The sequence below is a fragment of the Agrococcus terreus genome (assembly GCF_014645235.1).
Classification (GTDB): domain Bacteria; phylum Actinomycetota; class Actinomycetes; order Actinomycetales; family Microbacteriaceae; genus Agrococcus; species Agrococcus terreus.
Genome location: NZ_BMLM01000002.1, coordinates 409770 through 423132 on the forward strand (window position 1 = coordinate 409770; position 13363 = coordinate 423132).

At 75.5% G+C, this 13363-nt stretch carries 16 protein-coding genes and 2 tRNA genes; 6 read left to right on the top strand and 12 right to left on the bottom strand.

Annotated features, from left to right (window positions below; translation table 11 throughout):
* Positions 1-14 precede the first annotated feature (14 nt).
* From IEW90_RS11775 to IEW90_RS11795, 5 genes are all read left to right on the top strand, one after another.
* The gene (locus IEW90_RS11775) at positions 15-920 is read left to right on the top strand and encodes an alpha/beta hydrolase (protein ID WP_188718473.1); all 906 of its coding nucleotides are present in this window, start codon (positions 15-17) and stop codon (positions 918-920) included.
* 79 nt (positions 921-999) lie between these two features.
* Positions 1000-1854 carry an ABC transporter ATP-binding protein gene (locus IEW90_RS11780; protein ID WP_188718474.1) on the top strand — a complete coding sequence of 285 codons (855 nt, stop codon included), beginning with the start codon at positions 1000-1002 and terminating at the stop codon, positions 1852-1854.
* Entirely contained in the window at positions 1851-2705 is an 855-nt protein-coding gene (locus tag IEW90_RS11785; protein WP_188718475.1) for an ABC transporter permease, read from the top strand. Before IEW90_RS11780 ends, IEW90_RS11785 begins: the two co-directional genes overlap by 4 nt.
* A 22-nt stretch (positions 2706-2727) precedes the next feature.
* A complete protein-coding gene (locus tag IEW90_RS11790) occupies positions 2728-3867 on the top strand; it encodes a sensor histidine kinase (RefSeq protein ID WP_188718476.1) in 1140 nt (379 codons plus the stop codon).
* Positions 3864-4481 carry a response regulator transcription factor gene (locus IEW90_RS11795; RefSeq protein WP_188718477.1) on the top strand — a complete coding sequence of 206 codons (618 nt, stop codon included), beginning with the start codon at positions 3864-3866 and terminating at the stop codon, positions 4479-4481. Before IEW90_RS11790 ends, IEW90_RS11795 begins: the two co-directional genes overlap by 4 nt.
* Before the next feature lie 145 nt (positions 4482-4626).
* Here IEW90_RS11795 and IEW90_RS11800 read toward each other — a convergent pair whose 3' ends face one another.
* The 12 genes from IEW90_RS11800 to IEW90_RS11855 all read right to left on the bottom strand — a co-directional run bounded on the left by IEW90_RS11800 (position 4627) and on the right by IEW90_RS11855 (position 12299).
* Complete coding sequence (locus IEW90_RS11800; RefSeq protein ID WP_229679652.1) at positions 4627-5115, bottom strand: RNA polymerase sigma factor; 489 nt, start codon at positions 5113-5115, stop codon at positions 4627-4629.
* Between the two features lie 53 nt (positions 5116-5168).
* Positions 5169-5732, bottom strand: coding sequence for a hypothetical protein (locus IEW90_RS11805; protein ID WP_188718479.1), 564 nt, complete (start codon positions 5730-5732; stop codon positions 5169-5171).
* Positions 5733-5923: 191 nt separating this feature from the next.
* Positions 5924-6448, bottom strand: coding sequence for an SRPBCC domain-containing protein (locus tag IEW90_RS11810; protein ID WP_188718480.1), 525 nt, complete (start codon positions 6446-6448; stop codon positions 5924-5926).
* 32 nt (positions 6449-6480) lie between these two features.
* Entirely contained in the window at positions 6481-6957 is a 477-nt protein-coding gene (locus IEW90_RS11815) for a VOC family protein (RefSeq protein WP_188718481.1), read from the bottom strand.
* A 62-nt stretch (positions 6958-7019) separates the two neighbouring features.
* Positions 7020-8249, bottom strand: coding sequence for an adenosylhomocysteinase (locus tag IEW90_RS11820; protein WP_188718482.1), 1230 nt, complete (start codon positions 8247-8249; stop codon positions 7020-7022).
* 170 nt (positions 8250-8419) lie between these two features.
* Positions 8420-9565 carry a UDP-N-acetylmuramate dehydrogenase gene (locus IEW90_RS11825; RefSeq protein ID WP_188718483.1) on the bottom strand — a complete coding sequence of 382 codons (1146 nt, stop codon included), beginning with the start codon at positions 9563-9565 and terminating at the stop codon, positions 8420-8422.
* On the bottom strand, positions 9562-9975 hold the full coding sequence (locus IEW90_RS11830; protein WP_188718484.1) for a MaoC/PaaZ C-terminal domain-containing protein: 414 nt from the start codon (positions 9973-9975) through the stop codon (positions 9562-9564). Before IEW90_RS11830 ends, IEW90_RS11825 begins: the two co-directional genes overlap by 4 nt.
* A complete protein-coding gene (locus tag IEW90_RS11835) occupies positions 9975-10421 on the bottom strand; it encodes a MaoC family dehydratase N-terminal domain-containing protein (protein WP_188718485.1) in 447 nt (148 codons plus the stop codon). The genes IEW90_RS11830 and IEW90_RS11835 overlap by 1 nt, the downstream gene beginning before the upstream one ends.
* A gap of 34 nt (positions 10422-10455) precedes the next feature.
* Entirely contained in the window at positions 10456-11022 is a 567-nt protein-coding gene (locus IEW90_RS11840) for a hypothetical protein (protein ID WP_188718486.1), read from the bottom strand.
* Between the two features lie 130 nt (positions 11023-11152).
* Positions 11153-11226: transfer RNA gene (locus IEW90_RS11845), tRNA-Met, on the bottom strand.
* A 38-nt stretch (positions 11227-11264) separates the two neighbouring features.
* Positions 11265-11336 (bottom strand) — tRNA-Thr (locus IEW90_RS11850).
* A 57-nt stretch (positions 11337-11393) separates the two neighbouring features.
* The gene (locus tag IEW90_RS11855; protein WP_188718487.1) at positions 11394-12299 is read right to left on the bottom strand and encodes a LysR family transcriptional regulator; all 906 of its coding nucleotides are present in this window, start codon (positions 12297-12299) and stop codon (positions 11394-11396) included.
* Between the two features lie 87 nt (positions 12300-12386).
* Here IEW90_RS11855 and IEW90_RS11860 point away from each other — a divergent pair, with 87 nt between their 5' ends.
* A complete protein-coding gene (locus IEW90_RS11860) occupies positions 12387-13352 on the top strand; it encodes an EamA family transporter (RefSeq protein ID WP_188718849.1) in 966 nt (321 codons plus the stop codon).
* Positions 13353-13363: the final 11 nt, after the last annotated feature.

Sequence of the window (13363 nt, forward strand, 5' to 3'; positions counted from 1 at the left end):
GCAGCGGCCTGATCGTGGACGCGGAGCGCATCGACCCGACGCTCCGCTCGCTGCTGGGCGGGCCACGGCTCGACCTCTCGCGACGCGCGGTGCGCATCGCGGGGCGCATCGGGCCGCGACTCATGCGGGCGCCGCGCGTGACGGGCGTGCGCATCCGCGGCGGCCGGCTCGGCGGCGTGCGCGTGCGCCGGTACGAGCCGGCGACGCGGCGCTCCGAGGCGCGGCTGCTGTGGGCGCACGGCGGCGGGATGGTGATCGGCGCGCCCCGCATGGACGACCTGCTGCTCGGCGAGCTCGCCGCGGAGCTCGGCATCCGCGTCGTGAGCGTCGACTACCGGCTGGCGCCCGAGCACCCGTTCCCCGCGCCGCTCGACGACCTCGCGGCGGCCTGGACGGGGCTCGTGGCCGAGGCGGCGGGCGCGCCCGTCGCGATCGGCGGGCAGAGCGCCGGCGGCGGCCTGGCGGCGGCGCTCGCGCAGCGGGTGCTGGCGGAGGGCGGCCCGCAGCCGGCGGCGCAGCTGCTGCTGTGCCCGATGCTCGACGACCGCACGGCCGCCGACCGCTCGCTCGACGCGGTCGACCACGCGGTCTGGCGCAACTCGAGCAACCTGCTGGGCTGGCGCGCGCTGCTCGGCCACGAGCCCGGCGCCGAGCGCACGGCACCGTTCGCCGTGCCGGCACGCGCCGACGACCTCGCGGGCCTGCCGCCGACGTGGATCGGCGTCGGCGACGTCGACCTGTTCCACGACGAGGACGTCGCGTACGCCGAGCGGCTGCGCGCCGCGGGCGTCGAGGCGGAGCTCGTCGTCGTGCCGGGCGCGCCGCACGGCTTCGAGACGCTCGTGGCCGACGCGCCGCTCGCGGTGGCCCAGCGGGCGGCCGCGCGCGCGTGGCTCGCCGCGCGCCTCGGCCTCGCCTGACCCCGCGCCGCCCGGCTCCCGCATCCGAACCCACCGATCGGTGGATGCCGCGGCGCCCGCGCGGGACGAGCCTGGAGGCATGGAACAGGCACCCGCGGTCGTCGTCGACCGCCTCACGAAGCGCTACGGCGCACGCACCGCCGTCGACGGCGTCTCGTTCGAGATCGCGCGCGGCGAGACCTTCGCGCTGCTCGGCCCGAACGGCGCCGGCAAGTCGACCACCGTCGAGATGCTCGAGGGCTTCCGCACCCCCACGAGCGGCACCGCCAGCGTGCTCGGCGTCGACCCCGCCCGCGCCGACCGCGCCTGGCGCAGCCGCATCGGCGTCGTGCTGCAGACCACCGGGCAGGCCGGCGCGCTCACCGTGCGCGAGGTCGTCGCGCACTTCGCACGCATCTTCCCGGACGCGCGCGACGTCGACGAGACCATCGAGGCCGTCGGCCTCACCGAGCACGCCGGCCGCCGGGTCGCGAAGCTCTCCGGCGGCCAGCAGCGCCGCGTCGACGTCGCGCTCGGCATCATCGGCCGCCCGGAGGTGCTCTTCCTCGACGAGCCGACCACGGGCTTCGACCCGCAGGCGCGCAGGGCCTTCTGGGACCTCATCCGCGGCGTCGCCGCCGACGGCACGACCATCCTGCTCACCACCCACTACCTCGAGGAGGCGGAGCAGCTCGCCGACCGCGCCGGCATCATCGCCGGCGGCCGCCTGCTCGCCCTCGACGCCGTCGCCCGCATCGGCGGCGCGGCGGCGCGCACGCCCATCGTCCGCTGGACGGATGCAGGCGGCCGCCACGAGGTGCGCACCGACGAGCCCGCCGCGGTCGTCCGCGCCATCGCCGGCGAGCCCGCCGACCTGGAGGTCGTGCGCCCCTCCCTCGAGGACGTCTACCTCTCCCTCATCGCCGACACCGAGCCCGAGGAGGCCGCAGCATGAGCGCCACCGCCGTCCGCCAGGACACACGTCCGCGCAGCCTGCCCGCCGGGCACGTGCTGCGCTGCGCCGCCGATCGCGTGCGCGTCGAGCTGCTGCAGTACGTGCGGCGCAGCGACGCGCTCGTGTTCACGTTCCTCTTCCCCGTGCTGCTGTTCTCGATCTTCGCGAGCGCCTTCAGCGCCGTGCCGCCGCTCATCGAGATGGGCGGCGAGGCGGTGACGCAGCCGGAGAGCTACCTGCCGGCCATGCTCGCCGCGGGCGTCTTCCTCTCGGGCGTGCAGAACCTCGGCGTCGAGATCGCGGTGGAGCGCAACGACGGCACGCTCCAGCGGCTCGCGGCGACGCCGCTGCCGGTGCTGTCGTACTTCCTGGGCAAGGTGGGGCAGCTGCTCGTCACCTCGCTCGTGCAGGCGGGGCTGCTGCTGCTCGTCGCGACGACCGTGTTCGGCATGGCGCTGCCGACGGAGCCGGGGCGCTGGCTGACGCTCGCGTGGGTCTTCCTCGCCGGGCTCGTCTGCTTCGCGGTGCTGGGCGTCGCCGTCGCGCAGCTGCCGCGCACGGTCGCGAGCGCCTCGGCCGTGATCATCCCCATCGCGCTCGTGCTGCAGTTCATCTCCGGCATCTACGTGCCCTTCGTGGCGCTCCCCGACTGGCTGCAGACGGTCGCGAACCTCCTCCCGCTCGCCTGGGTCGGGCACGGGATGCGCGCGGCGCTGCTGCCCGACATCGCCCGCCACCTCGAGGTGGGCGGGGTCTGGGACCTGCAGACCGCAGCGATCGCCCTCGGCGGCTGGGCGCTCGTGGGTACCGTGGTGGCGGCGGCGACGTTCCGCTGGATCAAGCGCAGCTGAGGCTGCCCGACGAGGAGCGAGCATGAGCGACGCCGCCGTGCGCCGGCCGCCGACGGAGGACCCGCGGATGTGGGACGCCTTCGTCGGCATCGGCCTGGCCGTGCTCGCGGTCGTCGCGTGCTTCGCGGCGGCGCCGCTGCCGACCGCGCTCGGCATCGGGGCGGTCGCCGTGCTCGCCGCCGCGTACGTCGGGCTCGCGCGCCGCGCGATGCTGCACGACGTGCCGAGCACGGCCTTCCAGGTGGTCGCGGTGCTCGCCGCGGGCGTCGCCGCGTGGGCCTACGGGCCGATGGGCGCCGTGCAGGCGCTCGTCGCGCCGCTGCTGTGGGCGACGTCGGGGCCGAGCATCCGCCGCGCGGTGGTCGCGAACGTCGGGCTCTTCGGCGCGGTGTTCGCGGCGTTCGCGCTCGAGGGCGCGGCGGTGTGGCTGCTCGCCACCACGCAGGCGCTCAGCTTCGCGTTCAGCATGGTCATCGGGCTGTGGATCTCGGGGCTCGCGCGCGCCAACGAGGAGCGCGCGAGCCTCATCGCCGCGCTCGAGCGCGCCCAGGCGTCCGTCGCGCGGCTCAGCGGCGAGCAGGCGACGGCGGCCGAGCGCGCCCGCATCGCGCGCGACCTCCACGACACCATCGCGCAGGACCTCGCCGCCATCGCCATGCTCGCGCAGCGCGGCACGCCGGACGCCGCCGTGCTCGCCGCCATCGAGGAGACCGCGCAGCGCTCGCTCGCCGAGGTCCGCGGCCTGGTCGCGGCGAGCGCGGGCGTGGGGCTCGACGACGGCCTCGCCGTCGCGCTCCAGCGGCTCGGGGCGCGCTTCGAGGCCGAGACGAGCATCCCCGTCGCCGTCGAGGCGGCCGCGGTCGACCTGCCCGTCGACGCCGAGGTGGCGCTGCTGCGCACTGCGCAGGAGGCGCTCGCGAACGTGCGGAAGCACGCCGAGGCGGCCGGCGTGCGGCTCTCGCTCGCCGCCGAAGGGCCGGATGCGGTGCTCGTCGTCGCCGACGACGGCCGCGGCTTCGACCGCGCCACCGTCACGCGCGGCCTCGGACTCGTCGGGCTCGACGAGCGCGTCTCGCTCGCGGGCGGCACGCTCGAGATCCGCTCCTCCGCCGCCGGCACCACCGTGACGGCACGCATCGCGGGCGCGGAGGCGGCCCCGTGATCCGCGTCGTCGTCGCAGACGACCACCCCGTGGTGCGGGGCGGCCTCGTGGCGCTGCTGCGCGAGGCGCCCGACCTGGAGGTGGTGGGCGAGGCCGCCGACGGCGAGGCGCTCGTCGAGGTCGCCCTGCGGCTCGCGCCCGACGTCGTGCTCACCGACCTGCGGATGCCGCGCGCGGGCGGCGCCGAGGCCACCCGGCGCATCCTCGCCGCGCTGCCCTCGATCCGCGTGCTCGTGCTGACGACCTACGACACCGACGCCGACATCCTCGCCGCGACCGAGGCGGGCGCCACCGGCTACCTGCTCAAGGCGGCGCCGCCGCTCGAGATCTATGCGGCCGTGCGCGCCGTCGCGCGCGGCGAGCGCGCGATGGCGCCGAGCGTCGCGCGGGCGCTCGCGGAGCGCGCCGCCGCGCCGTCGCCGGCCGCGCTGTCGACCCGGGAGCTCGAGGTGCTCGCTCGGATGCGCGCGGGCGAGACGAACGCCGCCATCGGCCGCGCCCTGCACATCGGCGAGGCGACGGTGAAGACGCACCTGCAGTCGATCTTCGCGAAGCTCGGCGTGCGCGACCGCACGAGCGCGGTGGCGCTCGCGATGGAGCGCGGGCTGCTCTGAGCGGCGGCTCGCCGAGCTTCCACGCGTCCGTGAGCGGTCGCGCCCGCCGGCTCCCCCGCCCGAGCGGTCAGCTGCGGCTGCTCCAGTGCGCCCGCGGCAGCCGCACGTGACCGCTGACGGACCGGCGCTCGCCTCGCGGCCGTGGTCAGCGGATGTCGGTCGACGGGTCGAGCGCAGCCCGCAGCGTCGCGCGAGCACGCGCATAGCGGCTGCGGATCGTGCCGGCTGGCCGCCTGAGGTGCCTGGCGACGTCGGCGAGCGAGAAGCCGTCCCAGTGGACGAGGCGGATGATCTCGCCGTCGATCGGATCGAGGTTCGCGAGGGCATCGGCGAGCGACGGATCGTGCGGCTCGGCGACACCGGGCCGCACGAGCGCCTCGGCGCGAAGGCGGTCGGCGAGCGCGTGCCGTCGCACAGCGCCGCGTCGGCTCGTCGCGAGCACGCGCCGCGCCACGCCGAACATCCACATCCGAGCCTGCTCGTCGTCCTGGGGGAGCGAGATCGCCCGGCGCCATACGACGAGCAGCGTCTCGCCCAGCAAGTCGGCGGCGTCCGCTCGGTCGGCGCGGCGCTCGAAGTACGCGAGCAGCGCCGCCGCCTCGCGCCGCACGGCGTCCTCGACGCGCCTGCGCACGGGATCCTCGACGCGCGCCGCTTCGGCAGCGTCGGCTCGATCTGCCTCGCCGATCATCCGATGCCCGGCACGCAGGTGACGGCCCACCCGTGGAGCGACGGCGAGCCCTCTGCCCAGCGGATGCCGGGAAGGGCCGGGTCGAGCTCCGCGAGCAGCTGCACTTGGATGGCGGTCGACTCCGCCGCTTCGGTCTCCGCCGTCATGCGGGCGACGACCGCCGAGGCGAAGGCCGTCGGATCCGTGGCTTCCCAGACGGCATCGACCGCAGCTGCCTCCGCGGCGCTCGCGCCGCCGAGCTCGACGTACAGCCGGCAGTCCTCCCCGCGATCCGCGCCCATCAGCGGCGAGTACGGCAGGCCGTGCGATGTGCGGCTGGTGCCGACGTCGAGGGTCATGAACGGCGGCTGCGAGAGCAGGTACGCCTCGATGTCCGTCGCGGCGACCGCGACGCCGACGACCGCGACGGCGGTGCCGAGCGCCGCGAGCGGCATCCAGCGACGGCCGCGGGGCCGCCGCGGCTGAGCGATGAGCGTGTCGATCGTGGCCTCGAGCGTGCGCGGCTGCGCCCCGGCAGGGTCGTTCGCGCGCAGCCGTCGGTCGAGCTCGGTGTCGTCCATGGTGGTCCTCCAAGGGTTCCTACCAGGGACATGGCCGGATGGCCGCGGACCGTTGCGCGACGCGCGCAGCTGTCCTCGAGATCGACCGCGCGATGCACATGTGCAGGAAGTGGCCGTTCTGGCGCGCGCGGAGCAACCACTTCCTGCACATGTGCGACCAGGGGCCTCGGTGCGGCGGCGCGGGGCGCGGGTCAGACGTGCGTGGCGTACGAGCGGTAGCGCTCGAGCAGCATCGGCCAGTCGGCGTGGGCGCCGCGGCCGTGCTCGTTGGAGTCGTCCCAGCCGCCGTGCTGCAGCAGCACCCGGGTGCCGCCGTGCGGCAGGTCGGCGAACGTGAGCGTCACGCGCGACGGGCTGCCGTCGTGCGAGCGCGACAGCGTGTGGCTGAAGCGCGAGCCGGCCTCGGCCTCCAGCACCTCGCCCCACACGATCTCGCGCCCGTCGCGGGCGTGCTCGACGATCCGGCCGCCGACGTGCGGCTCCAGGTCGATGCGGTCGAGGCCCGTGCCGCTCGCGGTCGAGCCCTGCGGCCACCACTCGCCGAGCCCCAGCACGTAGGCGTCGTAGGCGCGGGCCCGGCTGACGGGCACGTCGACGACGTGCTCGATGGGCGCTCTCGGGTCGTCGTGCAGGCCGACGCCCTGCGAGTCGTGCGGCGCGAGCGGCGCCTGCTCGTGCGGATCGGTGTGCGGCTGGTCGTCCATGTCGTCCCCCATCACCTCGACCATCCCACTCGCGCCTGGGAGGTTCAACCGTGCGCGGCAGATCCCTCGCCCCGAGCGCCGCTCGTACCGAAGCCCTCCTGCCCGGATCGCGCATCCGCGGTCTCGAGCTCCTGGAAGAGCGTCAGCGTCAGCCCTGCCGGCGCCTCGAGCCGGGCGTTCCTCGAGCGCCACGGCGTCTCGCGCGGCTCGGCGACGACGGTCGCGCCGGCGGCCTCCAGCCTGCGGGTCGTGCCGTCGGCGTCGGCCACCTCGAAGGCGACGCGGATGCGCGGGCTCTCGAGGCCGTCGGTCTCGACCCGGTCGATGAGGCGGCGCTGCGCGGGGTTCGCGAGCTCGAGCGTGGCGCGGCCGGCGTCGAGGATGACGACCCGCGCATCCCCCTCGCCCTCGTACGCCTCCTGCTCGGGCAGGCCCAGGGCGTCGCGGTAGAACGCGAGCGCGGCCTCGAAGTCCTCGGCCTCGACGACGAGGCGGAGCTGGACGGGGGCGTCGGCTGCCATGGGGAGCGCAACGCCGCCCGTCCGCGCGCCATTCCGGCGCGCCGCGGCGCAGCGGGCGGGCGTCAGCGAGCGGCGCCCATGGCCGCGAGCATCGCGCGGGCGATGCCGTGCTCGATCTCGACGGGCACGCCCTGCGGGCCCGGCTCCAGCCCGCCGGCCGCGACGCGCTCGAGCGAGCGCGCCTGCAGCAGGAAGCCCAGATCCATCGACTGGATCGAGTTGCCCTTCGGGTTCGGCCCGGCGAGGTTGAACATGCGGCCCTCGGCGAGCAGGATCGCGTGCTTCCCGCCGCGCTCGATGCGCTCGATCGCGGGCGCGACCTGCGTCGTGCGGGCGCCCGCGCGCAGCGCATCCACGTCGATCTCCCACGGGAAGTGGCCGATGTTGGCGAGCACCGCGCCGTCGGCGACGTGCTCGAGGGCGGATGCGGGCAGCGCGTCGGGGCGGCCGGTGGCGGTGACGACGACCTCCGCCCACGGCAGCAGCTCCTCGAGCGTGCCGACGCGGTGCCCGTCGAACGCGGCCTCGAGCGCCGTGACGGGATCGCGCTCGACGACGCCGACCTTGCCGCCGAGGGCGGCGAGGTACTGCGCGACGCCGCGGCCGCACCAGCCGTAGCCGATCACGAGGAAGCGGCTGCCGGGCACCTGCAGGTTCGTGATGCGCATGAGCGACTCCACGGCGCTCTGGCCGACCGCGTGGCGGTTCTCGCCGATCGCCTTGATGCGGGAGTCGTTGATGACGATGACCGGGAACGGCACGGCGACGCCCTCCTCGCGCAGCCGGAAGCCGCCGGAGGTGGTCTCCTCGGTGCCGCCGACCACCTCGTGGGCGAAGCCGTGCGCGACGGTGCCGAGCGCGAGGTCGGCGCCGTTGTCGAGCAGCATGTCGGGGCGGGCGGCGAGGGTGCGCTCGAGGTTGGCGCGGTGGTCGTCGAGCGTATCGTCGCGGCGGCCGAAGAGCTCGATGCCGGATGCCTGCAGCGCGGCGACCACGTCGTCCTGCGTGGAGCCGTGGTTGCCGGTGCCGACGATGCGGGCGCCGCCGGCGGCGAGCGTCTCGACGAGCACGGCCGTCTTCGGCTCGAGGTGCAGCGAGACGCCGATGGTGCGGCCCGCGAACGGCTGCGTCGTGGCGAGCTCGTCGCGGAGGGCAGCGAGCAGCGGCATGCGCGAGCGGATCCAGGCGATGCGGGCGGCGCCCTCGGCGGCCGGCCCCGCGGCGGCGTCCGGCCCGGCGCCAGCGGTCGAGGTGTCAGGTTCGACGGCCGGGTCGATGGTGGGGTCGATCATGGGGTGGCCCTTCCGCCGCGAGCGCGGCGCTCGGGTCGTCGCGCGGCGGGGCGTCCCGCGTCGGTCGCGACGGATGCGCATCGTCGCATCCCGGAGGAGCGGATGTCCCGCACCTGGCGTCGATCCTGCCACGCGGCGCGGCGTCTCCGCGCCGCGCTCAGGCGCCGTCGCTAGACGACGAGCCCGACGAGCACCGGCTCGGGCACGAGGTGCACGCCGAACTGGTTCTCGACCCGCATCTGCACGTAGCGCGCGAGCTCGGCGACCTCCTCGCCGGTGGCGCCGCCGCGGTTCGTGAGCGCGAGCGTGTGCTTCGACGAGACGGCAGCGCGCGAGCCGGGCAGCGTGAACCCGCGCTCGATGCCCGCCTGCTCGATGAGCCAGGCGGCCGAGAGCTTCACGCGCGGCACGGGGCGGTCGAGCGACGGGACAGGCGTGTCGGCGTCGAGCGGCAGCACGGTGGCCGACGGCTCGGGCGCCACCGACCATCGGGGTGCGTCCTTCGGCAGCTCGCCCGCGAAGCGCGCCGAGACGACGGGGTTCGTGAAGAACGAGCCGGCGCTCACGGAGTCGGGGTCGTCCGAGAGCACCATGCCCTTCGCGGTGCGCAGCGCCAGCACCGAGGCACGCACGTCGTCGAGCGGCACGCGCGTGCCGAGGTCGACGCCGAGCGCGGTCGCGAGCTGCTGGTACGCGACCGGCTGGCTGCGGCGGTCGGCGCTGCGCCGCAGGCGCAGGTCGACCGACAGCACGACGCCGCGGAGGTCGCCGCGCTTCAGCGCGGAGTCGCGGTAGCCCAGGCGCAGCTCGGCGGCGGGCACGTGCCGCACCTCGAGCGTCTCGGCGTCGAGCAGCTCGATCGCATGCAGCGTCGAGGCGAGCTCCTGCCCGTACGCGCCGATGTTCTGGATGGGCGCGGCGCCCACCGAGCCCGGGATGCCGCTGAGCGCCTCGAGCCCGGCGAGGCCGTCGGCGACGGTGCGGGCGACGAGGGCGTCCCAGCCCTCGCCGGCCTCCACGCGCAGCACGACCGACTCGTCGGCCGGCGGCTCCTCGCCCTCGGGGCGGTGGGGCGCGGGCGGGGCGGGCAGCTCCTGGATGCCGCGGGTGGCGATGCGCAGCACGGTGCCGTCGAAGTCGTCGCTCGAGGCGACCGTGTTCGACCCGCCGCCGAGCAGCACGTGCGGCTCGTCGGTCGCGAGCAGCTCTGCGTACGCCTCGACCGCCTCCTCGCGGGTGGTGGCGTCGATCCAGCGCGCGGCCTCGCCGCCGACGCGCATCGTCGTCGCGTCGGCGAGCGCGCGCCGCTCGCTCATCGGTCGGTCGCCACGACGACCTGGGCCTTGCCGAGCACCGTCTGCTCGCCCGCGGTCACGGTGAGGTCGATGCGCGCCGTGCCCTCCTCGACCTTGCCGACGGTGGCGACGACGCGCAGCGCGGCCCCCGCCTCCGGGTCGACCACGACGGGGCGGGTGAAGCGCACCTGGTAGTCGAGCACGCGGCCGGGGCCGGCCCAGTCGACGACCGGCTGCACTGCGGCGCCCATGGTGAGCATCCCGTGCGCGAGCACGCCCGGCAGGCCGACGGCCTCGGCGACGTCGTCGCGGTAGTGGATGGGGTTGAAGTCGCCGGATGCGCCCGCGTACCGGACGAGCGTCTCGCGCGTGAAGGCGAGCTCGCGCTCGGCGACCACCTGGCCGACCTCGAGGTCCTGCAGCTGCGCCATCACGCGTCCCCTCCCACGACGAGCGACGACGTGGCCGTGACCACGTGGGCGCCCTCCGCATCCGTCACGACCGTCTCGCAGGTCACCATGTCGTTGCCGCCGAGCGAGCGCACGCGCGTCACCGTGAGCTGCGCGGTGAGCTCGTCGCCCGCGACGATCGGCCGCGTGGCGGTGAAGCGCTGGTCGCCGTGGACGATGCGCGAGAGCACGATGCCCGCCTCCGGGTCGTCGAGCAGCTGGTTCCAGGTGAGCTGCTGGATGACGATCGGGAAGGTGGGCGGCGCGACCACGTCGGCGTGGCCGGCGGCGCGGGCCGCCTCGACGTCGTGGTGCTCCGGGTGGGTCGCCTGCACGGCGCGCGCGAACTCGCGCACCTTCTCGCGGCCGACCAGGTACGGGGCCGTCGGAGGGTACTGGCGGCCCTGGATCTCGGGGTTCACTGGCACGCGCCAAGCCTAGCCACCGGCTCGCGCCGCGCGGTCAGTGACCGTCGTCGCCGGAGCAGTCGTGCGCGACCGCGATGCCCATCGTCGACGAGCTCACGCCCCGGACCGCGCCGGACTCGTTCGCGACGTCCCATCCGACTGCCGTGCCGTCCGCCGCGGCGTCGATCGGCCGGACGCGGACGACGACCATCACCGTCTCGCCCGCGGGGACGGTCGCCCCTGCGGCCGGGACGCGCTCCCAGGAGCGTCCCGACGCCCACGGATCGGTCACCGCGCCGATGGCGTCCTCCGTCCCGGTGACGACGGCCTCGACCAGCTCGAGGTTGTCAGCGCCGCGCAGCGCGACGCCACGGATCACGGCGTCGTCGGCGCCGTCGTTCGTGTGCGCGTTGCCGAACCAGAAGTCGGATCCCTCGTCGAGGGCGGCGGGGATGCACGCGCGCGACCCGCTCGATGCCTCGGCCCAGGGGACCCCCGGCGGGGCCTGCTGCTCGCCGCCTGCGGTCAGCGGACCGCGCGGCGCAGCGCAGCCGATGAGCACGAGGCCCGCGCAGGCGGCGACGACGAGCGCCGACGCGGCTCGCCCGATGGACCGTCGCATGCGCCCTCCCCCGTGGCCGCATCGGCACGGCACAGCCAGAGGATCGCATGCGCGCCTTCGCAGGCGCGACGACGCTCCGGACATGCAGAGGACCCCCGGAGCCTGACGGCGTCCGGGGGTCCTGCGGCGGTAGCGAGGGCGGGGTTCGAACCCGCGACCTCACGATTATGAGTCGTGCGCTCTCACCAACTGAGCTACCCCGCCGCGACGCCCGCCCAGGCGCGAAGCACCAAGCGGACGAGAGCCCCGAGCGAGGATTGAACTCGCGACCCCTTCCTTACCATGGAAGTGCTCTACCACTGAGCTATCGGGGCGCTGCCGTGCGACGGCAACCGGACGATCATAGCACCGCGCCGCGGCCCGCTTCGACCTCACCGGCGCGGCGCGGGAGCGATCTCGGCGGCGCACGCGCGCAGCGCCTCGAGCGCGTGGCGCACCACCGCGCGCTCCGCCACCTCCGGCCGCGCGAGCGCGCTGATGACGCGCCCAGTGGCGACGCCGCGCAGCGGCAGGAGGCGCACCCCGGTCGACGGACGGGTGCTGAACCGCGGCAGGATCCCCATCCCGAACCCGGCCTCGACGAGCGCCTCGACCAGCCGGTTGTCGCGCATCCGCTGCACGATGCGGAACGGCTCGCCCGCCGCGGCCTCGATCGCGAGCCGCAGGTCGTCGAAGGGGTAGCCCTCGGGCACCCCGATCCACCGCTCCCCCGCGATGTCGGCCGGCGTCACGGCCTCGCGCGCGGCGAGCGGATGCGCGGCGGGCAGCGCGATGTCGAGCGGCTCGCGCAGCAGGTCGACGACCCGCAGGTGCTGCCAGTCGCGCCGGGGCTCGGGCGACATCCGGTGCCCGATGACGAGGTCGTGGTCGCGCGCGAGCGCCGCGTAGTCGGCCTCGGCCACGTCGTGGTCGTGCACGCGCACCTCCACCTCGGCGCCGAGGCGCCCGAGCAGCGCCGGCAGCAGCACGACGCCCGCGCTCGGCAGCGCCGCCACGTCGATCCGACCCGCGATGCCGCCCTGGAACGCGGCGAGCCGCGCCTCGACGCTCGCGACGACCGCTGCGACCTCCACCGCCCCGGTGGCGAGCAGCCGCCCCGGCTCCGTGAGCCGGACACCCCGGCCCACCGGCTCGGTGAGCGGCAGGCCGAGGGTGCGCTCGAGGGCGCGGAGGCGCTGGGAGACGGCGGAGGGCGTCACCGACAGGGCGCGAGCGACGGCCGTGAGGCTGCCCCGCTCGTCGAGCTCCCGCAGCAGCACCAGGTCGCGCAGCTCCATGCAGCAACGCTACACAGATGGTCAAGCAACGTTCGCTTGTGCTGCATGATCGTTGTCTGATCTCCTCTCGGCATGATCCAGCGCGCGATGTCCACCCGGGAGCGGCTGCTGGCGATCCTGGTGGCGGTGCTGTGGGGGCTCAACTTCCTCGCGATCCACCTCTCGCTCGAGCAGTTCCCGCCGTTCTTCCTCGTCGCGCTCCGCTTCGCGCTGCTCGCGGTGCCGACCGTGCTGCTCATCCCCCGCCCCGACGTGCCGCTGCGCTGGCTGCTCGGCTACGGCCTCGGCTTCGGCACGCTGCAGTTCCTCTTCCTGTACTGGGCGATGGCGACCGGCATGCCGACGGGCCTCGCCTCGCTCGTCCTGCAGTCGTCGGCGCCGATGACGGTGCTGCTCGGCGCCACGCTGCTGCGCGAGCGCCTCGACCGCGGCCAGGTGATCGGCATCCTGCTCGCCGTCGCGGGCCTCACCGCGATCGGCTGGCAGCAGCTCGGCACCGCGGCGCTCGGACCGTTCCTGCTCACGCTGCTCGGCGCGCTTGGCTGGGCGCTCGGCAACCTCTCGAACAAGCTGGCCCGGCCGTCGAAGCCGATGCACCTGACGCTCTGGATGTCGGTCGTGCCCGTGCTGCCGATGCTCGCGGTCTCGCTCTGGGTCGAGGGCCCCACGGCGATCGGCGCCTCGTTCGTCGGGCTCGAGACCCAGACAGGCCTCCTCGCGCTCGCCGGCCTCGGCTACACGATGCTCTTCGGCACCGTCGTCGGCAGCGGCATCTGGACCTGGCTGCTCACCCGCCACCCCTCGTCGCGCATCGCGCCGTTCTCGATGCTCGTGCCCGTCGTCGGGCTGCTCACGGCGTGGGCGGTGCTCGGCGAGACGCTCACCGCGGGCGAGCTCGCCGGGGCGGGCGTCGTGGTGCTCGGCGTGCTGCTGGGCTCGGGCGCCGTGCCGCTGGGGCGTCGACGACCCGACCCCGAGGCGGCGCTCGCGGAGCCCGCGCCGCTCCGCGACGAGGCCGGCACCGAGCCGATCGGCGTCGTCGGCGCGCGCTGACCCCGCGACGC

What these genes read in the sequence shown, in the direction of transcription:
- IEW90_RS11780 (WP_188718474.1), top strand. Translation starts at nt 1,000, where the DNA reads ATGGAACAGGCACCCGCGGTCGTCGTCGACCGCCTCACGAAGCGCTAC.
- IEW90_RS11785 (WP_188718475.1), top strand. Translation starts at nt 1,851, where the DNA reads ATGAGCGCCACCGCCGTCCGCCAGGACACACGTCCGCGCAGCCTGCCC.
- IEW90_RS11790 (WP_188718476.1), top strand. Translation starts at nt 2,728, where the DNA reads ATGAGCGACGCCGCCGTGCGCCGGCCGCCGACGGAGGACCCGCGGATG.
- IEW90_RS11805 (WP_188718479.1), bottom strand. Translation starts at nt 5,732, where the DNA reads ATGGACGACACCGAGCTCGACCGACGGCTGCGCGCGAACGACCCTGCC.
- IEW90_RS11810 (WP_188718480.1), bottom strand. Translation starts at nt 6,448, where the DNA reads ATGGGGGACGACATGGACGACCAGCCGCACACCGATCCGCACGAGCAG.
- IEW90_RS11815 (WP_188718481.1), bottom strand. Translation starts at nt 6,957, where the DNA reads ATGGCAGCCGACGCCCCCGTCCAGCTCCGCCTCGTCGTCGAGGCCGAG.
- IEW90_RS11820 (WP_188718482.1), bottom strand. Translation starts at nt 8,249, where the DNA reads ATGATCGACCCCACCATCGACCCGGCCGTCGAACCTGACACCTCGACC.
- IEW90_RS11825 (WP_188718483.1), bottom strand. Translation starts at nt 9,565, where the DNA reads ATGAGCGAGCGGCGCGCGCTCGCCGACGCGACGACGATGCGCGTCGGC.
- IEW90_RS11830 (WP_188718484.1), bottom strand. Translation starts at nt 9,975, where the DNA reads ATGGCGCAGCTGCAGGACCTCGAGGTCGGCCAGGTGGTCGCCGAGCGC.
- IEW90_RS11840 (WP_188718486.1), bottom strand. Translation starts at nt 11,022, where the DNA reads ATGCGACGGTCCATCGGGCGAGCCGCGTCGGCGCTCGTCGTCGCCGCC.
- IEW90_RS11855 (WP_188718487.1), bottom strand. Translation starts at nt 12,299, where the DNA reads ATGGAGCTGCGCGACCTGGTGCTGCTGCGGGAGCTCGACGAGCGGGGC.
- IEW90_RS11860 (WP_188718849.1), top strand. Translation starts at nt 12,387, where the DNA reads ATGTCCACCCGGGAGCGGCTGCTGGCGATCCTGGTGGCGGTGCTGTGG.